We start from the raw sequence: 24,851 nt of genomic DNA on the forward strand, positions 1-24,851 counted from the left end.
TCTCTTTGCTTAATTTAGTTAATTTCTTACAGCTATTTTTTAATTTCTTTTAGATATTATCTATACAATTTTTTTTTAGGAAATTATATGGATATATCTGTACTAATTGGTTTAATAGGATCTTTAAGCTCTATTTCAATAGGGGTTATTTTAGAGGGAGGAAATCCTGCTGCGGTTCTTCATATTGCCTCATTTATCATCGTTATTCCAACTGCTATGTTAGCAGCTGTAACAGCAACTGAAGCACATTTTGTAAAAGCTGCTTTTAAAGAGTTTAAATTCATATTTAAAAAATTACCTATAAACTTTGAAACAAGAATTGATGAGCTGATTGAGTATGCTATTGTTGTAAAAAAGCAAGGTGTTTTAGCTTTGGAAAAAGATATTCAAAATATCAACCATGAGTTCTTAAAAGAGGCTTTAAGTATGGTTGTAGATGGTAGTAAAGAGGAGCAAATAGAAGAGAGTTTAGAACCTATTATTGAAGAGACTGAACACTACTACCACGGAGCTTCACACTATTGGATTCATGCAGGTGAGACTTCTCCTACAATTGGACTTGTTGGAGCGGTTTTTGGTCTTATTGGTGCTTTACAACAGCTTGATAATCCTCCAGCCATGGCAGCTGGAATTGCTGGAGCATTTACTGCAACGGTTATGGGAATTGGTGGTTCATATTTATTCTTAGGTCCTTGGGGATTTAAACTAAAAGCGAAAGCTCACTTAGTAATAAAAGAGCAACAGCTAATTTTGGCTGCTGTTAAAGGAATGGCAAGAGGTGATGCACCAGGTGAGTTAAAACTTAAACTTACAAAAATGATAACTGCAATGCCATTTAGGGGATAAAATGGCTAAAAAAAAGGCTAAATGTGAATGTCCTAGTGGAGAGAAGTGGGCCGTTCCTTATGCAGACTTTTTAAGTCTTTTACTAGCATTATTTATTGCTTTATATGCCCTTGCATCAGCTAATATTGAAAAACAACAAGCATTAAAAGATGAGTTTATTAAGATTTATAACTTTAATGCTGCTGCTGATACTTTAAAAGATAGTGAACAAACTGAGAAGTCAAAAACAGATGATCCTAATGATGATCCAGAAGAGGGTCAAAAGATGATATTAGAAGCTTATTCTAAACTTGATGAGCTTGAAAATAAAAAAATTAAGGGTGGTCACATTATAGAGTCTTCAGAAGGAACTGTTATGACAATTCCTGCTCAATTAGTTTTTGATTCAGGAAGAGCTGATATTTCAAATGAACATGCTCCTGCATTTTTAAGAAGATTAGCGAAGCTTTTTGAAACTCTTCCAAGTGATACGGAGATAAATGTAAAAGGTTATGCAGATGAAAACGAAGTTAAAAAATCAAAATATCAAGATGCTTTAGACTTATCAACTGCAAGAGCAAATAATGTAATTAGAGAACTAGTAAGACTCAATATACCAAAAAATAAACTATTTTCTTCTGGATATGGTTCAAGTAACTCTTCAAATTTAAGAGATAAAAAAGTTGTTGTATTTGAACTTCGTACTATGAAAAACTTTGAAGAAGCTGGTGAGCTTGATATTGAATCTATTTTTGATAAGATAAGAGATGAAAGATAAGAAATTTAGACTTCTTTGGCCAACTTCAAAGTGTTGTTTAAAGAAGTTTTTTGAACTAGAATTTTTAGCCAAATATGGCTCAATTTCGGTTGTTTTAATATTTATTGGAATACAAATAATAAATATTATAAACAATATAAACTATGAAGCTTCTTTTATATCTTTGCTTATTAATTTATATTTTTTAGTTGTAGTTTTAACAAAACTTGAATATTTAAAAATAGATATTTTAAATAATTACATAGATATATCTTTGAAGATTATGATTTTTATTTTCTTAGTTAGTTTTATAGCTTATATGGGTCATGAAGATATTATTTATAAATATGCTGTTTCGCCTATTAGTTTTTTTGGTGCATATTTTTGTTTTCTTTTACTCAAAAAAGAGACTATTTAAAAACCTCTTTTAGAGCATTCTTTCTATCTTGAATAGAGCTAGGGTTTTTATTTATCTCCCTTGGCTCTTTTTTGGGAGATAAAATCTGTATAAATACGATAATTGTAAGTATTAATAAAACTATCAATATTGACAATAGTCCTTTTATAGAATTCATATTTTATCTCCTTTTTTTAATTTTAAGGCTAGAGTTTAAATTTAAACTCTTCCTTGTTCATACATAGCTCTAAGTTTCTCTTTCTCTTTTTTATTAGCATCTTTTTGTGCTTCTTTACTTCTATAATTATCTGTATTAAATCCTAAAAACTTAATAAATGGTGAAACTACAAAAATAGATGAATAAGTTCCTATAATAATACCAACAAATAAGGCAAATGAGAAGGCATAAATAATCTCTCCACCAAAAATAAGCATAGTTGTAACAACAAAAAGTGTTGTTAAAGATGTTAGTATTGTTCTTGATAAAGTTCTACTAACTGAATCATTTATAAGTAAATCAAAATTTTTCTCTTTTGTTGTTTGTAAAGTCTCTCTAATTCTATCATTTACAATAATAGTATCATTGATTGTATATCCAACAACAGTTAAAATCGCTGCTATCATATCAAGGTTTACATCAACTTTAAATAGGCTAATAAGTCCTAAAGTAATGATAACATCATGAATAAGACCTATTATAGAAGCAACAGCAAATCTCCACTCAAATCTTATAGCAATATAAATAAGCATAGATAAAAGAGCCATAGAAAGTGCCATAATCCCTTTTTCTCTAAGTTCTGCTCCAACTTTTGCCCCAACCATATCAATTTTTCTAATCTCAAAATTTCCTGTTGGAACTAAAATTTTATTCATATCATCACTAATATCATTTGTAACATCACTCGAACTTCCTGTAAATCTAATAGTTACCTCAGAAGGTCCACCAAACTCTGTTACAGTTGAACTTGAATATCTAGTACCTTCTAAAACTTCTCTAATTTTATCAACTGGAGCTGTTTGCTCATATTTAACTTGAACTATAGTTCCACCAACAAAGTCTATTCCATAATTCAAACCTCTTGTTAGCAATAAAAAAATAGAAGCTATAATTAAAATTCCAGAAATAGCCAGAAAAGGCACTTTTTTACTCATAAAATCATAGGTTTTACTATTATTAAAAATTTCCATTAAGCTACTCCAAACCATTTTTTATTGTTTTTATCTTTTGCGATTTTTGGTAAAATTGCTTGATAAATACCGTGAGTTCCAACTATTGAAGTAAGCATTGAAGTTAAAACTCCAATAGAAATAGTAACTGCAAAACCTTTTATAGCACCACTTCCATAAGCATATAAAACAATTGCAACCAAAAGTGTTGTAACATTGGCATCTACAATAGCTCTTAGAGCATTTGAGTATCCATCTTCAATTGCTTTATGAACACTTGCACCTGTTCTTAACACTTCTCTTATTCTTTCATTAATAATAACATTGGAGTCAATTGCCATACCCATTGTAAGAATAATTCCAGCCATACCTGGAAGTGTCAAAGTTGCACCAAAAAGGGCGATTACCGCTAAAAGAATAAAAATATTTGCTATTAAAGCAATATTTGCAATAACTCCTGCTCTTCTATAATAAGCTATCATAAATAAAAATATTAAAGCTGTTCCAGAGATTAAAGCTATCATAGAAGCTTTTATACTATCAGCTCCCAAAGATGGTCCAACACTTCTTTTTTCAAGTAAATTAACACTTGCTAATAATGCTCCACTTCTTAAAGCAATAGCTACATTTCCAGCTTCTTGTACTGTAAATCCTCCACTAATTTGCCCACTTCCACCACCAATTCTCTCATTTATATTTGGAGCTGAGTAAACTTTACCATCTAGTACAATTGCAAGTCTTTTTCCTACATTTTTACCAGTAAAATCACCAAAGATTCTAGCTCCTGCACTATTTAGTGTAAAGTTAATAATTGGTTGATTTGATTGGCTAAAAGCAACTTGAGCATCCACTATTTGATTTCCATCTAAAATTGGTATCTCTTTAACTAAATATTTTCTATTAGAATCATTTATATCTTCTAGTATTAAATTACCATAAGATGAAGCTTGTGAACTAGTCATTTGATAAACTTGATCCATTTTATCTTCATCAACTGCCATTAACTCTAAATTTGCAGGTTTTGAGATTAAATCCCTTGCTGCTTTTTCTTCTTCAGCCGTTTTAATACCAGGTAATTGAACAACAATATCAGCTTCACCTTGTCTTAAAACAGTTGGTTCAGAAAGCCCAAATTGGTCAAGTCTATTTCTAATAGTCTCAACAGCTTGAGCAACTGCATAATCTTTTGTTTTTAAAACCTCTTCATCTGAAAGTTTAACTTTATAATCTAAGTTATCTTTAGAGATTTCTAAACCACTAATTTCACTTAACATTTTATCCATTTTAGGCATCTCATCTTTATCTAAAACGGAGAAAACAACATTTGAATTTTCAACAGTTAATCCATCAATTAAAAGTTCTTCATCATCACTAAAATATTTAACTGCTGTTGCTATTGATTTCATTTTTGAAGTTACTGCTTCATCAGTGTTTACACCTAAAAGCATATGCAATCCACCTTGAAGGTCAAGCCCTAGATTTACTTTCTTTCCATAATCTGTTTGAAGTAAAGAAGGAAGAGCAAAAATAACACCAAAAATAATACTAATTATAAAAATAACGAGTTTGAAATTAAAAATTTTCAATTTTAATCCTTAAAATAAGAGATTTGTAAGTATAAGATATGAAAAATCATATCTTATTTTAATTTATTCAGTTACTAATCTAGCAACGAACTCTTTAGCTAGTCTCATCTCTGAATTATCGCTGTTTTTGATTAAAAAGTAAGTCTCTTCAACCTTAACAACTTCAACCATTAAGCCACCATTTGTTACAATCTTATCACCTTTTTTAAGACCAGCTATCATATCTTTATGAGCTTTTGCTTGTTTTTGCTGTGGTCTAATAATTAAAAAGTAAAAAATTGCAAATAATGCAACAAGAGGTAACAATGAGCTTAAAATATCTGCACTTTGATCCATTAAAATTCCTTTTAAAAAGTAGTTTATAATGTTTTTATTAAAAACCTATTATTCTAACAAAATTAATATAATAAAAGGCTTCATAACAGCTTTTATGCTCTCTGCTTTTATCTATTTAAGCCATTTTGGTTTTGAAATAAAAATAATAAATTCAGTTTTGGGTATTCTTGCTATCTATTTACTTTTGACTATTCCCAAAAAAGCTCTACTAGCTACTGGATTTTTTTCAGGAATTTTTTGGTGCAACTGGATGGCTGTAAGCCTTCAATACTATGATTTGACATATATTTTTCCACTTGTTCTTTTAGGAATTGGAATAGTTTTTGCAATAATTTTTTATCTTTTTGCTCTCTTTGATAATCTAATTTTTAGAAGTATTGCTATTTTTATTTTTACTTTTATTTCACCATTTGGATTTAATTGGATGAAATTTGAACTTCTCTTTGTGGACTCTTATTTTAGCACTTCTAAAATAGCTTTTTTATTGATAGTTTGCTCTTTAGGACTTTTTATTTACCTAAAAAAATTCAGATTTGCTCCTCTTTTTTTACTAGTTTTTGCTTTTGATTTTTCAAGAAGTATCAATTTAGAAGAACCAAAAATAAATATACAAATGCCTCAAATGATGATAAATCAGGATTTAAAATGGCAAAAAGAGTATGTAAATGATTTAATAGAAAATAATTTTAAAATAATAGAAAATGCTATAAATGAGAAAAAAGATTTGGTTGTTTTACCTGAAACTGCATTTGCATTTATTTTAAATAGAAAATCAGAAATTTTGGAGAGATTATTGGAACTTTCTTACAATATAGATATTATTGTAGGCTCTTTATATGTAGAAAACAAGGAGATTTTTAATGCTTCTTATCACTTTTTTGGAGGAAATTATGAAGTGGCAAAAAAAGTTGTTCTTGTTCCTTTTGGAGAAGAGATACCATTTCCAAAATTTATTGTTGATATTATAAATAATATTTTTTATGGTGGTGCGAGTGATTATAGCAAAGCTAGTATGCCAACAGATTTTATAGTAAAAGGAGAAAAGTTTAGAAATGCTATTTGCTATGAAGCAACAACAGATAAAATTTTTGAAAACCTAAACGATACAAAATATATGATAGCAATATCAAATAATGCTTGGTTTATTCCATCTATTGAACCAACTTTACAACATTTACTACTAAAATATTACTCAAAAAAATACAAAGTTATGATTTTTCATATTGTAAATGGAAGTAAAAACAGTATATATAAACCTTAAAAATAGTAAAAAATACCAAATTTAAGAATATCTTGTTTTTTTTCTAAATTATCATTTTTATAATTTAGATTTAAAGCAATGTTTCTATCTAAACTATAAGTTGAAAAAGCTTCAAAAACTCTATTTTCAAACCTTTTATCGTATTTATCATAAGAAAAAGAACTTCCAAATTTTATCTTTTCAAGACTATTTGTTACAAAACCTATAGTAGAACCAAGAGAGATATATTGTTCTTTTGCTTTATATAAAATATTTGTTGCTAAGTTTGAGTAAAAAATTGTATTAAATAGAGTATATGAAAGCCCTACTTCTGGTTTTATCTTAAAAAATAGTTCATTATCAAATCTCTCAAAAGAAGCATCTATTCCCCATGATATTGGTTTAAAAAGTAGGTCTTGGGATGCTAATGATTTGATTTTCAAAAGAGTAAATCTATCTAATTTTAAATCCTTATTTTTCTCTTTTTTTAAATTTAAATCAAAAAAATCTATATAAGCACCTTCTAAATAGCCATTTTCTATATCGTAAATATCATTATATGCAGGTTTTATACCAAATAAAAAACTATCATTTGAAGTATAAAATAGACTTATTCTTGCAGAATCGTGAGAATTTAGTGGATTTATTGGCTCTTTAATATCAAAATTTGATGGCTCTTTAAACTTACTTCTTTGTTTCAAAATATTTAAATATCTCTTTGTATATTCATCTTTTTCCAATTTATTTTCGGCTCTTTCATATTGCAAGTAAGTACTTTTTAAATCCAAATATGAAATTTTATCACTTCTACTTAAGCTCTCTTCTAAGCTTTTATCTTCTTTTAAAAACTCATTTACAAACTCTTTATTTTCTATCTTTTCATCCAGAATATATTTCATTTTTTTCATATTTGAATATCTATAATTTGAACTTTCTATTAAACTGTTTTTTGAAATTAGCTTTATTGTATCAAGAGGAATTGTTTTAAATAAAAAATTGTTTACCAAATCAAGACTTGGTCTTGCAACTTCTAAAAGCCATAAAATAGCATAAGAGCAGTTTTCCTTAAAGAAAAAATAGTCAGCATAAGAGTCTTTTAACTCCCATGCATGAAGTGTTAATTTTCTAATTTCATCTTCATTTAAATTTAAATCATACTCCCAAACATCTCTTTGTTCAAGATTATTGTACTCTTTTATCTTTTCATAATAAGGCAAAATTGAGTATCGTCCTTCATACTCCCCAAAAAGTCCTTTATAAGCATAAATAAGTCCATTCTTTTCATCTGTTTTTGCTGCATAATTTATAGCATTTGAGATAAGTGGAGTATTCTTATCGCTTGAAATTTTCAAAAAAGTATGTCCATACATAGAAGCTGGAGAGTTTATATGAGAAGTTGGAAAAACTAAAGTTACATATTTTGCATTTGTAACTTCTAAATATTTATCTAAATCTTCACAAGTATAAGTATTTATGTTTTTTTCTAATTCAGGAATTTGCTCTTTTAACCAAGAAACTCTAAGAGGAAATCTACAAAGTATATTATTTTTACCAGTTTTCAAAGATTTTATAGTCTCAAGTAACTCTTTTTTTAAATCATTTTTTCCGTTTTGCGATGCAAAAAAATTACTTGAATCTATCTGGCTTTCGCCATTACGATAGTGCAAAAGTTTTGACCAATAAGAGTTTTCAAAGATTTTATTTTCTTCAATAAAGTTTTCAATATTACTTGAAAAAAGAGAGCTAAAAAAAAGGAGTTTAAATATAAAAAATTTAAACCCCAATTTTATAAAATTAGATATGTTTTGCAATGCTATCTATAACTTCTGCTGAACTTACTTTTTCACTTGAATAAATATCTGCAAAATTTGCTTGTAATTTTGAAGCAAACTCATCTTTATTTTCGATATTCATTAAAGCTGCAAGAGTATTTAAAGTTTCACCTTTACCAGTTGAAATATCCATAGCCAACTCATCCATATTTTCATTTACAAATTTGTGAAGTTTATCATTTGAAACAAAATTATTTGGTTTACTACAATTTGAAGTTCCACTTGTAATACCAAAAGTTTGAGTTCCTGAAGTTCCATTTGTTGTTGCTGCAAGTACTTGTAATACTGTTGAATTTTGGTTTTTAATTACTATAGAACCAAGTCCACAACCTGTATTTTGATTTGCATAAAGTGATGTTGCTAAACCTAAAGCTGCAACAACTGAAAGAATTTTTTTCATATTTATCTCCTTTTTTGAAAGTCTATGATTCTATAGATATTTAACTTTAAAAGCTTTTAATTTTGTACTTATTTATAAGTATTTTTATTATTTCTTCTTTGTTTAGCTTATTTTCTATTTGTAAATCTAAAGAATAATTTAAAATATCTTTAAACTCTTTTGACTCTTTCAATCCAAGATTTATTAAATCTTTTCCACAAATAAAAAGTTTTAAAGGCTTTGAATATATATCCAAATCTTTTGCTAATTTTTTTATATCTTGAATTTTATTTGTTTCCAAAGCCTCTTCAATAAAAATTAAATCTTCTAAATTTAAAACTAAGGATAATCTTTTTAAACTTTTTTCATCTAAGCTTGTAGAGTTTTTCCATAAAATTAAAATATTATTTATAAATTTTTTATCATTTGTAATCTTATTTAGAAAATCAAATATCTCTTTTTCTTCTCTATTTTTTAAAATCATTGTAAAAAAAAGATATAGTTTCCTAAAATCTTCAATATTTTTTTCTCTTAAAATTTCTGCTAGATTATCAATACTTTTATAAAAGTTTTTAAAATTTATAGAAAATATTTCAAAATAATCAAGAAGCTTCAATCCAATACTTGGTTTTTGTGATTTTAAAAACAACTTTTTTAACTCTTCAAAAACTCGCTCTTTTGGAAGAAAGTTTAATTCAACATTTTCTACCATTTTTTTACATAATTTTTTTGTATCTGCACAAAGTTCAAAATCAAATCTTGAAGCAAAACCTATAGCTCTATAAACTCTTAAACTATCTTCTACAAAAGTATTATCATCTATATGTTTTATTTTTCTATCTTCTAAATCTCGAAGTCCAAAAAATGGGTCAATAAATGAATTTGTAAAGTAGTCATAATATATTGCATTTATAGTAAAATCTCTTCTTTTTGAAGCCTCTTTAAAAGTGAGATTTGAGTCTGTTTTTACTAAAAAATCTTTATGAGTTTTTCCTATTTTTTGCTCAGTTCTAGGAAGAGATAAATCAAATTCAAAATCTTTAGTACTTAATTTTAAAACTCCAAAAGATTTGCCAACAAAATTTAATTTTCCAAAATCTTTTAAAATATAGCTTAAGCTATCAAGTGAGTTTAGATTAAAAATCTCAATATCAAAATCTTTAATCTCTTTATTTAAATAAAAATCTCTTACACAACCACCTACAAGATATGGTTTATAACCACTATTTTGTAGTGCTGTTAAGATGTTAATTAGAATTTCTGGTATATCAATTTTGGATTTGTTGATATACATTTTTTGGATATGGAATTGTAATTCCAACTTCATCAAATTTTGTTTTAATATCTTCTAAAAGTTCTGCTTTAGTACTTGCATAATCACCTGTATTAACCCAAACATTAACTCCCAATTTAACAGAAGTTTCAGCTAAATCTGCAACTGAAATACCAACTCCTTGTTCTTTTAAAACTTTAGGATTTTCACCAATAATTTTTGTTAAAACATCTTTTGCTTGTTTTATATTATCTTCATAAGATATTCCAACAACAATATCAATTCTTCTTGTATTATTTGCATTTACATTTGTGATACTTCCACTTGTAATAGAAGCATTTGGAACAATAATTTTTTGATTATCAGCTGTTAAAAATACTGTATTAAATATTGTAACTTCTGTAATAGTTCCACTAACTCCACCAGCTGTAACACTATCTCCAACTTTAAATGGCTTAAATAATACTATCATAACTCCTGAAGCAAAATTTCCCAAAGAGTCTTTCAAAGCTAAACCAATAGCCAAACCAGCAGCTCCAAGAATTGCTAAGAATGAAGTTGTTTCTACACCTAATTTATTTAAAGCAGCTATTATTACAACTGTAATAAGAGAGTAATAAACGATATTTTCTAAAAACTTAACTAAAGTTTCATCTATTCCATCAACTTTTCTTAATACTTTTCCTAAAAGTTGAGTAAGTTTTTTTGAAAACCACTTTCCAATAAAAAATATTAAAAGTGCAACAAGAATTGAAATAGAGTAGCTTATAGCTAACTCAACAATATTATCTGGAATAAGAGATTTAAAATCTCTTGTTATTTGTTCAACATTTTGTTCAACAATTTTTTCTACATTAGCTTCTGTATTCATAAACAACCTTTTTATTTAATTAATTCTAAAATTTTAGAAACAACTTCATTAGCACTAATTTCTAGTTTTTCTAAAGTTTTTCTATCTACTAATTCAACTATATTTTCACTAGCTCTTTTTCCTACAATTATGGCATAAGGGAAACCAATAAGCTCAAAATCGCCCATTTTGAAACCAAATCTAGCATTTATTCTATCATCTAAAATTGTTTCAACATTTGCATCTTTTAGCTCTTTATAAAGCTTTTCTCCTAAAAATGCCTCTTCCTCCTTTTTAGAGTTTGATACAATAATATCTACCATAAATGGAGCTGTCTCTTTTGTCCAGATACAACCTTTTTCATCGTGATTTTGCTCAATAACAGCAGCTACCAGTCTTGAAACTCCAATTCCATAACATCCCATAATAAACGGTTTTGTTTTTCCTTGTTCATCTAAAAAATTTGCATTCATAGCTTTTGAGTATTTATCTCCTAGTTGGAAAATATGCCCAGCTTCAATTCCTTTTGTATATGATAGTTTTCCACCACAACAAGAACAAGAATCGCCCTCTTTAACTGCTATTAAATCTTTATAAACAACATTTTCAAGCGAATTTAAATCAAAGTTTTTATAGTGAAAATTCTCTTCATTTGCCCCACAAACCATAGAGTTTGCATTTTCAAGTTCACAATCTATTACAAAAAGTGTATCTTTTGCTAAATTTACAAGCCCACAATATCCAGCACATAAACCAGCATCTTTTATCTCATCAATAGTGGCATCTATTAACTCTAAAGCATCAATACTATTTACAGCTTTTGTCTCTTCAAGTTCATCACTTCCTCGCACAAAAAACACAACTATTTTTGAACCCTCTTTAAAAATAGCTTTTTTTATAACTGCTTTTATAGTTTGCTCTTTTTCTACATTTAAAAAAGTTGCAACTTCTTCTATTGTTTGACAGTTTGGAGTCTCTACTTTTTCTAAAGCTCCATTTGAAAAATCATATTTCTTTGCACTTCTTTTTGCAGCTTCAATATTTGCTGCATAAGAACATTTATCACAAACAACAATTGTATCTTCTCCACTACTTGCAATTACATGAAACTCTTTACTTCCACTTCCACCAATTGCACCACTATCAGCTTCAACAACTCTAAAATCCAGCCCCAGTTTTGTGTAGATTTTTTTGTAAGTTTCTTCCATAAGATTAAATTCTCTTACTAAATCTTCTTCACTAGAATGAAATGAGTATCCATCTTTCATTAAAAATTCTCTACCTCTCATAAGCCCAAATCGTGGTCTTGCTTCATCTCTAAATTTTGTATTTATTTGATAAAGATGAAGTGGTAAATCTTTATAAGAAGTTATTCTATTTTTCACCATATTTACAACTGATTCTTCATTTGTAGGACTTAAAACAAAGTTTGTCCCTTTTCTATCTTTAAATCTTAGCATCTCAGAACCCATTGTTAAATCTCTTCCTGATTCTTCCCATAAAGATAGTGGTGTTACAAAACCAAACTGCACTTCACAAGCACCAGCATTGTCCATTTCATCTTTTACAATTTTTCTAATTTTATCTAATACAATTTTTCCTAAAGGCATAAAATCATAAATTCCAGCTCCAGTTTGAGATACAAATCCAGCTCTTACTAAAAATTGATGCGATGGTAAAGAGGCATCATTTGGAGTCTCTTTTGTTGTTGGAATAAAAAATCTACTAAATTTCATTTAAATCATCCTATATTTTTTTAATTTTTTGCTAAGTGTTCACACTTTAAAGTGTCTATGTTATTTGCTGTTTTTGTAAACATATTTTGTATTGTTTGAGTTACCAAATCACATTGCTGGTTTTTTGATATATTTTTTAACTGTTTTGATGGATTATGAAGATATTCAGTTAAAATTGTTTGGCAAAGTTTTTTAATATTATCTTCATACTCTTTTGGAACATAACCTTTTTTTATAGCATTTTTAAGTTTTTTATCAATTATATGTTCACCTTTTAAGTATAAATCTTTTATAACAGGTTCAACATCAAGGTTTTTTAGCCAATCAAAAAACTCTAAAGTAGCCCTTCCTACTATTGTATAAGCCTCTTTTGCTTGAGCAGATCTTTGAGTCATATTTGCATTTACAATCTCTTGTAAATCATCAACAGCAAAAATTTCCAAATCAAACATTGATATATCTTCATCTATATCTCTTGGAACTGCTATGTCAAACCAATATCTACTAATACTAGAGCTTGGAGTGTTTTCACTTGTAATGATTGGATAAGGAGCAGATGTTGCTGTTATCATAACAGGAGAAGTTTCAAGTAAATCTTCAAGATTTGAATATGGTTCAACTTCTACTTTTGTATCAAAAGTATCAGCTAAAGTTTGTGCTTTTTTCATATCTCTACTTATAATAGTTACACTAAAACCTGCACTAAGTAGATGTTTAACCGCTAATTCACTCATCTCACCAGCTCCAATAACTAAAGCTCTTACACCTTTTGTATCTCCTATAAGCTCTTTTGCTTTAGCAACCGCTGTTGAAGCAACTGAAACAGAACCAGTTCCTAAACTTGTAGCAGTTCGTACTTGTGCTGCACATTTAAAAGCATAGTGCATTACTCGACTAATATGTTCACTGCAATAGTGTTTATTTTGAGAAAATCTAAAAGCATCTTTTAGTTGTCCTACAATTTGTGTTTCTCCAATTACCAAAGAATCAAGTGCAGCAGCAACTGAAAAAAGATGATGAACAGCTACATCTCCATCATAAATATCAGCTCTATCATATAAAAAATCAAAATCAAGATTTGCATAACTTGATAATTTTTCAATAATATCTCTACTACTTAGCTTAATATTTGAAGATTTTGTAATAATTTCAACTCTATTACAAGTAGATAGTAAAACAACTTCATTAGTATAGTTAAAATCTAAAAGTTGTTTTATAAATCTATCTTTTTTATCTTCATCATTAAAAGCTAATTTTTCTCTCTGTTTTATATCTATATTTTTATGAGAAAAGCTAATTACTAAATAACTCATACTTAAAACTCTCTTTCTATCATAGCTTTCATAATAGCTACAAGTTCACTGCTATTTTTCTCATCTTTTATAGAGTTAATTGCTAAAAGTCCAGTTTCTCTAGCCTCTTTTATAGAATCTTCTAAAGCATTTGTAAGATTTAACTGCTCTTTTATCCATAAAATCTCACTTGAATTTAAATCCTTTTTGTATAGAGATTTTAAGTACTCTTTATCTTCAACTCTTTCATACAAATACAAATATGGAATAGTTACTTTTCCCTCTTTAAAATCGTGCATTGCTGGTTTTCCAAGAGTTTTTTCATCTTGTGTAATATCTAAAATATCATCTATCATTTGAAATGCCAAACCCAAGTTTTTACCATAATTTGCAAACTTTTGGCTATCAAGATTTGCTAAAATTGCTGCACTTCTAGCACTTGCTTCTATTAGTGATGCTGTTTTTTTATATATCATAGTCAAATAAGTATCATAAGAAGTATTGAAAGAGTTTGTTAAATCAACATCCATCATCTCTCCAATACTAAGCTCTGTAACTGCATTTGATACATGGTAAGCAACTCTTTTATCCATTTGAGATAGCTCTGTAAAGGCTCTTGAGTATAAAATATCTCCAAACATTATTGAAGTTTTATTATCATAAAGTGCATTTACACTTGGCTTTCCTCTTCTAGTGTCCGCATCATCTATTACATCATCGTGAAGAAGTGAAGCTGCATGAATCATCTCAACAACTGCACAAAGTTTTATGCTCTCTTCATTTTCACCTGCAATTTTAAGAATTAGTTTAGATCTTAACATCTTTCCAGTAGAGAGCTTTTCAAGCAACTCTAAAGCTTTTGGATATGAACAAACTTCTACAAAATTTCTTATTTGTTTTTTTACTTTTTCTAAAACTTCCACTTAACTATCCAACCTACTAATAATCTCCCCAGAAATTTCCATATAAAGTCCTTTCTTCATAGAGTTTACATCATCTTCATTTTTATTTTTAAACTCTTGTAAAAATAAATTTATATCAAAATCTTCCTCTTTATCCTTACTAATCATAAGTTCTAAAATTGCCAATTTTTCAAAAACCTTATCAAGTTCATCTTCAAGTAAATCTCTATGTGTTTGCTCCATAATATCGAAAAATTTTGATTTTGGGCTTCCAAAAAAGATGTCATCATCATCTTCAGTAAACCAATCTTTAAACTTACTCATTATTTTTCTAACCTAACTCTAACACTTTTTGCATGTGCTTCAAGACCTTCAGTATCAGCTAATAAAGCACATGATTCACCAAGCTCTTCTATTGCTTTTTTTGAAAAACTAATAATTGAACTTTTTTTCATAAAGTTTTCCACATTTAAAGGGCTATAAAACTTAGCTGTACTTCCTGTTGGAAGTGTGTGATTTGGACCAGCTATATAATCACCAATTGGTTCAGGTGTGTTTTCTCCTAAGAAGATTGCACCTGCATGTTTTATATATGGTAGTAGCTCAAAAGGGTTTTGTGTCATAACTTCTAGGTGTTCAGGTGCTATTTCATTCATAAGTTCTAGTGCTTCTTCCATATTTTTAGCCACAATAATAGCACCTCTATCATCTATTGATTTTTGTGCAATATCTTTTCTGCTTAGAGATTTTAAAATCTCTTCAACTTCAAAGCTAGTTTTTTGTGCTAACTCTTCACAAGTTGTAATTAAAATTGAACTTGCCATCTCATCGTGTTCTGCTTGTGAAAGTAAATCAAATGCTACATATCTTGCATTTGCACTGCTATCAGCTAATATTCCAATCTCACTTGGACCTGCTATCATATCAATATTTACTTCTCCAAAAACCATCTTTTTTGCTGTTGCTACAAAAATATTTCCAGGCCCTGTTATTACATCAACTTTTTTTATAGTTTGTGTTCCATAAGCCATAGCAGCGACTGCTGAAGCCCCACCAACTTTATAAACTTTCGAAACTCCACATAAGTGACAAGCTGCAAGTAAAAGTTCATTTACTTCATTATTTGGAGTTGGAGTACAAACAACTATCTCTTTAACTCCTGCAACCTTTGCTGGAATTGCATTCATTAAAAGGCTACTTGGATATGCTGCTTTTCCACCTGGAATATAAAGCCCTGCTCTATCAACAGGAGTTACTTTTTGCCCTAATATTGTACCGTTGTCTTCAAAATCAAGCCACGATTTTGGAAGTTGTTTTTCGTGATATGCTTTTATTCTATCGTGTGCTGTGTGAAGTGAAGCTCTTAGGTTTTCATCAATATTTTCGTATGCTTTTTTCATATCTTCTTGCGAGATTAAAAGTTCATCATCACTTTTTACTTCCCATTTATCAAATTTTTGAATATGTGTTTTTAAAGCTTCATTTCCATTTTCAATAATCTCGTCAATAATAGTTTGCACTATTTGTGAAACACCTTTTATATCGCTTTTTGCTCTGCTTAAAATAGTATCAAACTCTAAAGCAAAGTTTTTATCTTGTGAATTAATTATTTTCATCTATTCTTCCTAAAATTTCATTTACTACTAAATCTATATCTCTATTTTCAACATCTACAATAATATTTGCAACTTTTTCATACTCTACACTTCTTTGATTATATAACTTTAAAGCCTCTTTTTTATTTTTTAAAAGTGGTCTTTTTTTAATCTTTGCCTTTGCATTAGGAGCTTTTTTTATTCTTGTTAAAACCCCTTCAAAAGATGATTTTAGATAAATTACAGTTCCAATATTTTGGATATTTTCTTGTTTATAAAAGCCACCACCTGTTGAAATAATAGTGTTTTCTACACTCTCTTCAAGCCAAAGAGCTGTTTTTTTCTCTAAGTTTCTAAAGTAAGCTTCGCCATCCCTCTCAAAGATTTTTTTAATTCTTCTATTTTCCATACTTTCGATTAAATCATCAGTATCAATAGCAAAATAGTTGCTTTTTTTTACCAAAGCTCGTGCTAGTGTTCCTTTTCCAACACCCATAAATCCAATTAAAATAATATTATTTTTTTTCATTTCTCAATCTTTTTTTTCAATAGTTCGAGGATTATATCTAAATATTAGTAAATTTTCTTTTGTATCTTTCTATCATAGTAGCATTACCCAAAACTCCACCTTGATGAATATATAAAAATATGTAATCATCTATATTTTCAACTTTTTCTTTTAGACCTTTTACATAGCCTTCAAAAACAATCCAACCTAAACTATCATAAAGTAGGTCAAACTCTATATTTGTTTGGTCTTTTAATTCTAAATGCTTAAGATAAAATTCACTATAAAGTTTTCCAAAATGGTATTTTTTGTTTTTTTCTAAAATTCTTGGAAAATTTTCAATTTCAAGCTCTAAAAACTGCTTTTTAAGATACTCATCATCTCCTACACAAGAACATGTAAGAACTTCAAAAGGTAAATTTTGTTGCAAATATAGTGCAGTTGTGCCTGTTCCACTTGGCAAAAAGATTTTTAGATTTTGCTCTTGTATATTTTTCTCTTTTGCCCAAATTTTTATCTCATTGGCTAGAAGCTCTATTCCAAATTTTGCCTCTTTTACTGCTCCACCTTCAACAATAAATAACTCATTTTCTTTAAAAATTTTAGGAATTTCTCCGATTTTTAAATTCATACCATTTTCTAATGCTTCTTTATAGTTTCCGCTTGGATTATCTTTTAGATAATTTGGCAAATGCTTTATATAGTAGTCAAATTTTAGATTTTTTAATTTGCACAAAACCGATAAAGAGTACATAGCATTTGATTGAGCTGAACCATAAGAGATGATTTTTTTGTAAGAACTTAAATCACTTTTTAAAAAGTAGTAAAGCTTTCTAGCTTTATTTCCAGAGAAATCACTATGCAATAAATCATCTCTTTTTATAAAATATTTTTGATTGTTTAAAAAAACTTCAGATATTTTTGAGTTTAAAAAATCCATAAATCACCATATTAATTAAAGTTTCAATATAATATCAGAATTTTTTATAAAGGTTTTAAATGAATTTTTTAGAGTATGCTGATAAAGGTGGAGTAATAGTATATATTTTGATATTTTTAAATATCATTGGTTTTACAATAATAATTTGGAAATTCTTTACTGTTCCTAGAAAACACCAAATCATAGCAAGAATCAAACAAAAAATAAAACCAAATAATTCCACTTCTGCTCAAATAGAGTATGAAATAAAGAAATTAGAAACAGGACTTACAATTATAAAAAATATTGCTATCATATCACCACTTTTAGGTCTTTTGGGAACTGTTGTTGGGATTTATATCTCATTTGAAGATATAACAGCAAAAGGTTTGGGAGACCCAACAATATTTTCAGGTGGAATTGCTGTTGCTTTAATTACAACAATTGCTGGAATTATCGTATCTATTCCTCATCAAATTGCCTATAATCACTTTATTTCTATGATTGATACGATTGAAGTTTTGGCTAAAAAAGAGTTAGTTGGGAAAGAAGAATAGATGAAAAGAAGAGAGCCATTAGGTCTTGATTTAACACCTGTTATTGATGTTGTTTTTATCCTACTTATATTCTTTTTGGTTACAAGTGTTTTCAAAAAAGAGGAAATTGCTCTTATGCTTGATTTACCAAGTTCAAATGCAAAAGAGATACAGATAAAATCTGAACAAGTTTTTATCGAACTAAGTAGCAATAAATTAGCAATCAAAGGGATTGAAGTCTCTTTTGAATCCTTGGAAGATAATCTAAAAGAGATAAAAAACAAAGATAATGCTATAATAGTAAGAATTGATAAAAAAGTACCTTACGAAAGAGTTGTAAAAGTTCTTGATTTACTTCAAAAATATAGCTTAAATAATCTAGCTTTAGTTACTAATGAAGAGAAAAAATGACAAGTCCAGTAATAAAAAATAGAACTTTTCAACCATTTGTAAAATGGGTAGGTGGGAAAAGAGGACTTTTATCTCAAATTATTCCACTTTTACCAAAAAAATTCAATAACTATTTTGAACCCTTTGTTGGTGGTGGAGCTTTGTTTTTTGAGCTTTACTCTTTGGGACTTTTAAAGAATAAAGAGGTTTTTTTATTTGATATAAATAGTGAACTTATAAATGCTTATAATGTTGTAAAAAATAGCCCAACTCAACTTATAAAAGAGCTTGAAATTTTAAAACAAAATCACTCAAAAGAACAGTACTATGAAATTAGGGCTTGGGATAGAGAAGAAGATTTTTTAAAAAGAAGCGATGTACAAAGAGCTTCAAGATTTATATATCTAAACAAAACTTGTTTTAACGGGCTTTATAGAGTAAATAAAAAAAATCAAAACAATGTTCCAATTGGAAGTTATAAAGAACCAAATATTTGCGATTATGAAGTAATTTTAAATGCAAGTTTTGCTTTAAAAAATGTAACTATTTTAAATACTAGTTATAGAGAGGTTTTAAAACATGCTTCAAAAGGCGATTTTGTTTATTTTGATCCACCTTACTATCCACTTACACAAACTTCTAGTTTTACATCTTATAGTGAGTTTGATTTTTTGGAAAAAGAGCAAAAAGAACTCTTTGAAGTTTTTAAAAATTTGAGTATGATCGGGTGTAATGTAATGCACAGTAATTCTGATACAGAGTTTATAAAAAACTTGTACAAAGATTTTGAAATAGTTGAGATTCTTGCAAATAGATTTATAAATAGCAAAAGTGAAGGTCGTGGAAAGATTAGTGAGATTATAATTAAAATTTTGGAGGAATAATTTATGATAAGAAATGATAATTCACTAGATGTTAATTTATATAACATAGAAAATTATACAACAAGAAGTAGTATTAGACAATTTTTGTTACAAATTTGGTCTTCAGAAAAAATTGCAACGAAATATAGATACTTTGTTGAAACATTAAATAATGGCGATAGAATATATTTAGAGAGACCAGGAAGATTAAATAAGGGTTGTGATTTTGTAATTTATATAGAAAATCAATTTTTATGGGGTAATGGAAATGATAGACCACCTGCACATGAATTTATTTTTAATGATTTAATTTCCAAAAAACAAAGTTTAAGCATACAAGAATGGAATAACTTACTTAATGCTATCGAAGTAATTTTTAATTGCAAAAATTATAATAATTCATTACTTTATACATCTAATTTACCTATTGTAGGATTAGAATATGAATTGTTACTTAAACTGCTTAGATGGTTTTTTATTGAGCAAGATTTAACTTATTGGTCTGGTGCTGGTAGAGAGATGTTATATCAAGGTATTTTAAATGTCTAATTTTGGAACCCTAGTAAATACTTTGCAAAATTCTATTTTTACTTGGAACTATTTTACAGATTTTGAAAAAGTAAAAATAAATGTAAAAAAAATAGAAAAAGAGTTAAATTTACTAAACTATCTCTTAGGCAAAGAAAACATAGAAGAAGAGTTTTTATCTTTGCTAGAAGAGTATCCAAAGGTTAGGAAAATACTTCCTATTTTAGTTGCAATTAGAAGTGATAAATTATCAACTACTCCAATTATTACAGATATGGAAACTTTAATTCCACAAAACAAACACTATATTTTTAATGATGAGTTAAATGAAAATATAAAAAAAGAGTTACTCATATTTTTCAATGAAAGTGGTTTAAAAGATTTTTTTGAAAATAAATCTGTAAAAAATCTAGTTGATTATTGCATAGGTGTTGAAGTAGGATTTGACACAAATGCAAGAAAAAATCGAACTGGCGATTTAATGGAAAATTTAGTTGAAAAATATCTTAATACATTTTGTAACAAAAATAAAAACTTCTCATTTATTTCTCAAGCAACACAAAAACGAATAAAAGAGTTTTTTAACTATGATATAGAAATTGATAAAAATAGTAGAAGATTTGATTTTGCACTATATGACAAAAATATAAACAAACTATATTTAATTGAAGTAAACTATTATAGTGGTGGTGGTTCGAAACTTAAAGCTACTGCTGGAGAGTATGTAAGTTTACATAATTTTTTAAAAGCACAAAATATAACATTTATTTGGATAACAGATGGTTTAGGTTGGAATAAGGCAAAAAGTTCTTTGGAAGAAACCTTTAATCACAATGATTATGTAATAAATCTTGAAATGCTAAAAAATGGTATTTTAAATGAAATTTGTAAATAAAAGAATATACTTTGTATATAAAATTATTTACAATTAATAAAAAATGAGATATAATTATGCTAGAAAAAGATATTAAAATTGAACTAATAAAAAAAGAGCTAAAACCAAGTGATGTTTATAAAGCTTTAAATTTGGAAAGGGCTCATTTTTATCAAGCAATTAGAAGTACAAATTTGACAAATAAAACATTGTTAAAGATATTGGATTATCTAAATTTGGAAATATCAATTTCACTAAAATCAAAGGATTAATCGTGAGTAAAACAGCATTTAAAAATCTCTACTCTTTACCAGTTGATGAATTTCTTAATATAGAGTTTGAGCAAACAGAAAATTTTGTTTTTCAAGGTAGCAAAAATTGGGATATGTATTTTTCCAAAAAATTAAATGACATTGAGATTAGTGAATTTTCAAATATTCTTTTAGTTGATTTTCAAAATAAAGAAGAGTTTGAAACTTATCTAAAAAATAACTCAAAAAATATAATTGACTACTCTATTGAACATATTTTAGAAAAAGATATAAATAAGTATTTTGTTTTGGTAGATAATAATGGCTAAAATAAAACTATTAAACCCAGAAAATTTCGAGCAAGAGTGTACAACAGTTTGGAGTTTTAGAAGACGGGGAAATTGGGCAACTCACAACTCAAAATATAGAGGAAATTGGTCGCCCGAAGTTGTAAGAAATCTGATTTTAAGATATTCAAATGAAAATGACTATCTACTAGATCCTATGATTGGTGGCGGAACGACTGCAATTGAATGCAAACTTTTAAATAGAAATTTACTAGCTCTTGATATAAATCCAAATGCAATAGAACTTACAAATAAAGCCTTAAATTTTGAGTGCGAACATAATCCAAAAATAAAAGTTTTGCTAAATGATAGTAGAAATTTATCTATACTAAAAGATGAAAGCATAGATTTTATACTAAACCACCCACCTTATGCAGATATTATAAAATACAGCGAAAAACAAATAGCTGAGGATTTATCAAATATTCACGATTTAGAAAAGTTTTGTGATGAGTATGAAAAAGTTATAAAAGAGCTTTTTAGAGTTTTAAAACCAAACAGATATTGTGCAATTTTAATAGGCGATACAAGAAGAAATAAAATGTATCAACCACTAGCTTTTATGGTAATGCAAAGATTTTTACAAAATGGATTTACTTTAAAAGAAGATATTATAAAACACCAACATAACTGCAAAGCTACTGGATTTTGGGTAAATAAAAGTAAAGAAGCAAATTTTTTATTAATTATGCACGAACACTTATTTGTTTTTCAAAAATTAAAATAGAGGCAAAAAGCCCCTATTTATTTTAAAATTCTAAAAAAACCCTAAAGCTTTTGTGTTAAATGAAGTTAAAATATTTTTAGTTTGTCTATAATTATTTAACATCATCATATGAGTTTCTCTTCCAATTCCAGATTTTTTATATCCACCAAAAGATGCATGTGCTGGGTATAAATGGTAGCAATTTACCCAAATTCTTCCAGCTTGAACAGCTCTTGAAACTCTATGAATTTGATGTGCATCTCTTGACCAAACACCAGCACCAAGCCCATAAATAGTATCATTTGCTATTTCAATTGCCTCTTTTTCATCTTTAAATGTAGTTACAGATAAAACTGGTCCAAAAATCTCTTCTTGGAAAATTCTCATCTTATTATGCCCTTTAAAAATAGTTGGCTCTATATAAAAACCATCTGGGTTTATTTTTGAATTAAAGATATTTCCACCAACTAAGCACTCAGCCCCATCCTCTTTTGCAATACCTAAATATTTTGCAATTTTCTCTTTTTGTGCAAGAGAATTTTGTGCTCCCATTGTATTTTCTGTATCAAGTGGATTTCCAACTTTTATAGCTTTAACTCTTTCAATTACTCTTTTCATAAATGGCTCATAAATTTCTTCATCAATTAGTGCTCTTGATGGACAAGTACAAACTTCACCACTATTAAATGCAAACAGAACTAAACCTTCAATTGCTTTATCAAAAAATTCATCATCTGCATCCATAATTGATTTAAAGAAAATATTTGGAGATTTTCCACCAAGTTCTAGTGTTGATGGGATAATATTTTGCGTTGCATATCTCATAATCTCTTGACCAGTGCTTGTTTCTCCCGTAAATGCAACTTTTTTAATATCTGGATTTGTTACTAGATATTTTCCTATTTTTCCACCTGCTCCATTAATTACATTTATAACACCTTTTGGTAATACATCTTTGATTAAATCTAAAAATAGTAATATTGAAAGTGGTGTAGAACTAGCTGGTTTTAAAATCACACAATTTCCAGCAGCAATTGCAGGTGCTAGTTTCCAAGCAGCCATTAATAGTGGGAAATTCCACGGAATAATTTGTGCAACAACTCCATAAGGTTCATAAATCTCTTGTGAAATTGTATTTTCATCTAAATCAGCAACTGTTCCAGCTTCACCTCTAATTACTGATGCAAAGTATCTAAAATGGTCTATAAATAGTGGTAAATCGGCATTTAAAGTCTCTCTAACTGCTTTTCCATTATCCAAAGTTTCTGCAACTGCAAGAGTTTCAAGATTTGCTTCGACAATATCGGCAATTTTATTTAATAAAGCACTTCTTTGTGCAACAGAATAGTGTTTATACTCTTCAAAACCTTTTTTTGCAGCTTCGATTGCTAAATCTACATCTTTTTCATTTGATCTTGGAATTTTTGTAAGTAATTTTCCATCAACTGGAGAGATATTCTCAACATATTCGCCACTTATTGGTGCAATCCATTGTCCACCTATAAAATTTTCATATTTATCTTGATATTTTGGTCTTTCATAAATCATAATAACTCCTTTTTGATATTAAGTATCAAAACTTTAACTTAAGAAGGTAGCATTATAGTAACATCTATACAAAGGAGGTTTTATTTGAAGTTTTTTGTATCTATTTGTAACAAATAGATACAAAAATGTTTTAAGTTTGTCTATTAATTTTTATTAAGTGCTAATAAATCACTAAATGCAGTTTCAAGTCTAGCTATCATAGTTTCTTGCCCTGCTCTTAACCATTTTCTTGGGTCATAGTAGTTTTTATTTGGTTTATCATCACCCTCAGGATTTCCAATTTGACCTTGTAAATATCCGTGATTTTTCGCCTCATAAGCTCTTACACCATCCCAAAATGCCCATTGTGTATCTGTATCAATATTCATTTTAATAACACCATAAGAGATAGCATCTCTAATATCTTTTAAATCAGATCCACTTCCACCATGGAAAACAAAATCAACAGGTTTTGAAGCTGTTTTATATTTTTCTTCAATATATTTTTGAGAGTTATCTAGGATTTTTGGACTAAGTACAACATTTCCTGGTTTATAAACACCGTGAACATTTCCAAAACTTGCAGCTATTGTGAAATTCTCTCCAACTTTACTAAGTTCTTCATAAGCATAAGCCACTTCACTTGGTTGTGTATAAAGTAAAGAGTTATCTACATTTGAGTTATCAACTCCATCTTCTTCTCCACCAGTAATTCCAAGCTCAATTTCAATCATCATATCAAGCTCTTTCATAACTTTGAAATAAGAAGCACATGTTTGAATATTTTCTTCAAGACTCTCTTCACTTAAATCTAACATATGAGAAGTAAAAAGTGGTTTTCCAGTTTTTGCAAAATGCTCTTTTCCAGCTTCTAAAAGCCCATCAATCCAAGGAAGAAGTTTTCTAGCTGCGTGGTCTGTATGTAAAATAACAGGTATTCCATAAGCTTTTGCCATAGTGTGAACATGGTTAGCTCCACTAATAGCTCCTAAAACGGCTGCATCGCTAGATTTTAAACCCTTACCTGCATAAAATCCTGCTCCACCGTTTGAAAACTGAATAATCACAGGAGATTTTACTTTTGCTGCAACTTCAAGTACAGCATTAACTGAATCAGTTCCTACAACATTTACTGCAGGTATTGCAAAACCTTGCTCTTTTGCATAAGAGAAAAGTTTTTTTGCTTCGCTTCCACTTAAAACCCCAGCATTTACAACATTTAAAACACCCATTTA

Annotated in this window: 29 protein-coding genes; 12 read left to right on the forward strand and 17 right to left on the reverse strand. The window is 28.3% G+C overall.

The features are described from left to right. The first annotated feature begins 87 nt into the window (after positions 1-87). From motA to IQC44_RS05895, 3 genes are read left to right on the forward strand one after another with little or no spacing between them, the layout of a single operon-like run. Positions 88-846: a flagellar motor stator protein MotA gene (gene motA / locus IQC44_RS05885; RefSeq protein ID WP_198305421.1), complete on the forward strand. Its 759-nt coding sequence runs from the start codon at positions 88-90 to the stop codon at positions 844-846. Between the two features lies 1 nt (position 847). Beyond that, positions 848-1,603: a flagellar motor protein MotB gene (gene motB, locus IQC44_RS05890; RefSeq protein ID WP_198305422.1), complete on the forward strand. Its 756-nt coding sequence runs from the start codon at positions 848-850 to the stop codon at positions 1,601-1,603. Next, positions 1,593-2,000 (forward strand): hypothetical protein, encoded by a 408-nt coding sequence (locus IQC44_RS05895; RefSeq protein ID WP_198305423.1) that lies wholly within the window; start codon positions 1,593-1,595, stop codon positions 1,998-2,000. The genes motB and IQC44_RS05895 overlap by 11 nt, the downstream gene beginning before the upstream one ends. On the opposite strand, the gene IQC44_RS05900 is transcribed toward IQC44_RS05895, so the two are convergent. From IQC44_RS05900 to yajC, 4 genes are all read right to left on the reverse strand, one after another. Next, on the reverse strand, positions 1,993-2,157 hold the full coding sequence (locus tag IQC44_RS05900; RefSeq protein ID WP_198305424.1) for a hypothetical protein: 165 nt from the start codon (positions 2,155-2,157) through the stop codon (positions 1,993-1,995). The genes IQC44_RS05895 and IQC44_RS05900 overlap by 8 nt on opposite strands. A 41-nt stretch (positions 2,158-2,198) precedes the next feature. After that, positions 2,199-3,167 (reverse strand): protein translocase subunit SecF, encoded by a 969-nt coding sequence (gene secF / locus IQC44_RS05905; RefSeq protein WP_198305425.1) that lies wholly within the window; start codon positions 3,165-3,167, stop codon positions 2,199-2,201. Further along, positions 3,167-4,732: a protein translocase subunit SecD gene (gene secD, locus IQC44_RS05910; RefSeq protein WP_198305426.1), complete on the reverse strand. Its 1,566-nt coding sequence runs from the start codon at positions 4,730-4,732 to the stop codon at positions 3,167-3,169. Before secD ends, secF begins: the two co-directional genes overlap by 1 nt. A gap of 63 nt (positions 4,733-4,795) precedes the next feature. Next, positions 4,796-5,068, reverse strand: coding sequence for a preprotein translocase subunit YajC (gene yajC / locus IQC44_RS05915; RefSeq protein ID WP_198305427.1), 273 nt, complete (start codon positions 5,066-5,068; stop codon positions 4,796-4,798). A gap of 28 nt (positions 5,069-5,096) precedes the next feature. Here yajC and IQC44_RS05920 point away from each other — a divergent pair, with 28 nt between their 5' ends. Continuing rightward, the gene (locus IQC44_RS05920) at positions 5,097-6,329 is read left to right on the forward strand and encodes an apolipoprotein N-acyltransferase (RefSeq protein ID WP_198305428.1); all 1,233 of its coding nucleotides are present in this window, start codon (positions 5,097-5,099) and stop codon (positions 6,327-6,329) included. Here the strand turns inward: IQC44_RS05920 and IQC44_RS05925 are convergent. The 11 genes from IQC44_RS05925 to IQC44_RS05975 are packed head-to-tail and all read right to left on the reverse strand — an operon-like array spanning position 6,326 to position 17,615. Beyond that, positions 6,326-8,119 carry an Lnb N-terminal periplasmic domain-containing protein gene (locus tag IQC44_RS05925; RefSeq protein WP_198305429.1) on the reverse strand — a complete coding sequence of 598 codons (1,794 nt, stop codon included), beginning with the start codon at positions 8,117-8,119 and terminating at the stop codon, positions 6,326-6,328. The two genes, IQC44_RS05920 and IQC44_RS05925, sit on opposite strands and share 4 nt — an antisense overlap. Beyond that, positions 8,103-8,540 carry a DUF3015 family protein gene (locus IQC44_RS05930; RefSeq protein ID WP_198305430.1) on the reverse strand — a complete coding sequence of 146 codons (438 nt, stop codon included), beginning with the start codon at positions 8,538-8,540 and terminating at the stop codon, positions 8,103-8,105. The genes IQC44_RS05925 and IQC44_RS05930 overlap by 17 nt, the downstream gene beginning before the upstream one ends. A 46-nt stretch (positions 8,541-8,586) precedes the next feature. Then, positions 8,587-9,813 (reverse strand): CCA tRNA nucleotidyltransferase, encoded by a 1,227-nt coding sequence (locus IQC44_RS05935; protein WP_198305431.1) that lies wholly within the window; start codon positions 9,811-9,813, stop codon positions 8,587-8,589. Beyond that, a complete protein-coding gene (locus IQC44_RS05940) occupies positions 9,788-10,663 on the reverse strand; it encodes a mechanosensitive ion channel family protein (RefSeq protein ID WP_198305432.1) in 876 nt (291 codons plus the stop codon). The genes IQC44_RS05935 and IQC44_RS05940 overlap by 26 nt, the downstream gene beginning before the upstream one ends. Positions 10,664-10,674: 11 nt before the next feature. After that, positions 10,675-12,378 (reverse strand): proline--tRNA ligase, encoded by a 1,704-nt coding sequence (locus IQC44_RS05945; protein ID WP_198305433.1) that lies wholly within the window; start codon positions 12,376-12,378, stop codon positions 10,675-10,677. A gap of 20 nt (positions 12,379-12,398) precedes the next feature. Next, positions 12,399-13,691: a glutamyl-tRNA reductase gene (gene hemA, locus IQC44_RS05950; protein WP_198305434.1), complete on the reverse strand. Its 1,293-nt coding sequence runs from the start codon at positions 13,689-13,691 to the stop codon at positions 12,399-12,401. A 2-nt stretch (positions 13,692-13,693) separates the two neighbouring features. After that, the gene (locus tag IQC44_RS05955; RefSeq protein WP_198305435.1) at positions 13,694-14,593 is read right to left on the reverse strand and encodes a polyprenyl synthetase family protein; all 900 of its coding nucleotides are present in this window, start codon (positions 14,591-14,593) and stop codon (positions 13,694-13,696) included. Continuing rightward, entirely contained in the window at positions 14,594-14,896 is a 303-nt protein-coding gene (locus IQC44_RS05960; protein WP_198305436.1) for a DUF2018 family protein, read from the reverse strand. Next, positions 14,896-16,188: a histidinol dehydrogenase gene (hisD, locus tag IQC44_RS05965; protein ID WP_198305437.1), complete on the reverse strand. Its 1,293-nt coding sequence runs from the start codon at positions 16,186-16,188 to the stop codon at positions 14,896-14,898. Before hisD ends, IQC44_RS05960 begins: the two co-directional genes overlap by 1 nt. Continuing rightward, positions 16,175-16,696, reverse strand: a complete 522-nt coding sequence (locus IQC44_RS05970; RefSeq protein ID WP_198305438.1) for a shikimate kinase — start codon at positions 16,694-16,696, stop codon at positions 16,175-16,177. Before IQC44_RS05970 ends, hisD begins: the two co-directional genes overlap by 14 nt. 37 nt (positions 16,697-16,733) lie before the next feature. After that, positions 16,734-17,615: a 1-aminocyclopropane-1-carboxylate deaminase gene (locus IQC44_RS05975; protein WP_198305439.1), complete on the reverse strand. Its 882-nt coding sequence runs from the start codon at positions 17,613-17,615 to the stop codon at positions 16,734-16,736. 59 nt (positions 17,616-17,674) lie between these two features. Between IQC44_RS05975 and IQC44_RS05980 the strand changes: the two genes are divergently transcribed. The 8 genes from IQC44_RS05980 to IQC44_RS06015 are packed head-to-tail and all read left to right on the forward strand — an operon-like array spanning position 17,675 to position 22,110. Continuing rightward, positions 17,675-18,151: a MotA/TolQ/ExbB proton channel family protein gene (locus IQC44_RS05980; protein WP_198305440.1), complete on the forward strand. Its 477-nt coding sequence runs from the start codon at positions 17,675-17,677 to the stop codon at positions 18,149-18,151. Further along, on the forward strand, positions 18,152-18,541 hold the full coding sequence (locus IQC44_RS05985; protein ID WP_198305441.1) for an ExbD/TolR family protein: 390 nt from the start codon (positions 18,152-18,154) through the stop codon (positions 18,539-18,541). Further along, on the forward strand, positions 18,538-19,404 hold the full coding sequence (locus IQC44_RS05990; RefSeq protein WP_198305442.1) for a DNA adenine methylase: 867 nt from the start codon (positions 18,538-18,540) through the stop codon (positions 19,402-19,404). Before IQC44_RS05985 ends, IQC44_RS05990 begins: the two co-directional genes overlap by 4 nt. 3 nt (positions 19,405-19,407) lie before the next feature. Further along, positions 19,408-19,932 carry a hypothetical protein gene (locus IQC44_RS05995; RefSeq protein ID WP_198305443.1) on the forward strand — a complete coding sequence of 175 codons (525 nt, stop codon included), beginning with the start codon at positions 19,408-19,410 and terminating at the stop codon, positions 19,930-19,932. After that, positions 19,925-20,806 (forward strand): type II restriction endonuclease, encoded by an 882-nt coding sequence (locus tag IQC44_RS06000; protein WP_198305444.1) that lies wholly within the window; start codon positions 19,925-19,927, stop codon positions 20,804-20,806. The genes IQC44_RS05995 and IQC44_RS06000 overlap by 8 nt, the downstream gene beginning before the upstream one ends. 56 nt (positions 20,807-20,862) lie before the next feature. After that, positions 20,863-21,057, forward strand: a complete 195-nt coding sequence (locus IQC44_RS06005) for a helix-turn-helix domain-containing protein (RefSeq protein ID WP_198305445.1) — start codon at positions 20,863-20,865, stop codon at positions 21,055-21,057. A gap of 2 nt (positions 21,058-21,059) precedes the next feature. Further along, a complete protein-coding gene (locus IQC44_RS06010; RefSeq protein ID WP_198305446.1) occupies positions 21,060-21,365 on the forward strand; it encodes a hypothetical protein in 306 nt (101 codons plus the stop codon). Next, positions 21,358-22,110 carry a TRM11 family SAM-dependent methyltransferase gene (locus tag IQC44_RS06015; RefSeq protein WP_198305447.1) on the forward strand — a complete coding sequence of 251 codons (753 nt, stop codon included), beginning with the start codon at positions 21,358-21,360 and terminating at the stop codon, positions 22,108-22,110. Before IQC44_RS06010 ends, IQC44_RS06015 begins: the two co-directional genes overlap by 8 nt. 30 nt (positions 22,111-22,140) lie before the next feature. Here the strand turns inward: IQC44_RS06015 and IQC44_RS06020 are convergent, their stop codons facing one another. Both IQC44_RS06020 and fbaA read right to left on the reverse strand, forming a co-directional pair. Further along, entirely contained in the window at positions 22,141-23,637 is a 1,497-nt protein-coding gene (locus tag IQC44_RS06020) for an aldehyde dehydrogenase family protein (protein WP_198305448.1), read from the reverse strand. 143 nt (positions 23,638-23,780) lie between these two features. Further along, a complete protein-coding gene (gene fbaA, locus IQC44_RS06025; RefSeq protein ID WP_198305449.1) occupies positions 23,781-24,848 on the reverse strand; it encodes a class II fructose-bisphosphate aldolase in 1,068 nt (355 codons plus the stop codon). Between the last annotated feature and the right edge of the window lie 3 nt (positions 24,849-24,851).

The organism is Arcobacter vandammei (genome assembly GCF_016106035.1).
GTDB classification, from domain to species: Bacteria; Campylobacterota; Campylobacteria; order Campylobacterales; family Arcobacteraceae; genus Aliarcobacter; species Aliarcobacter vandammei.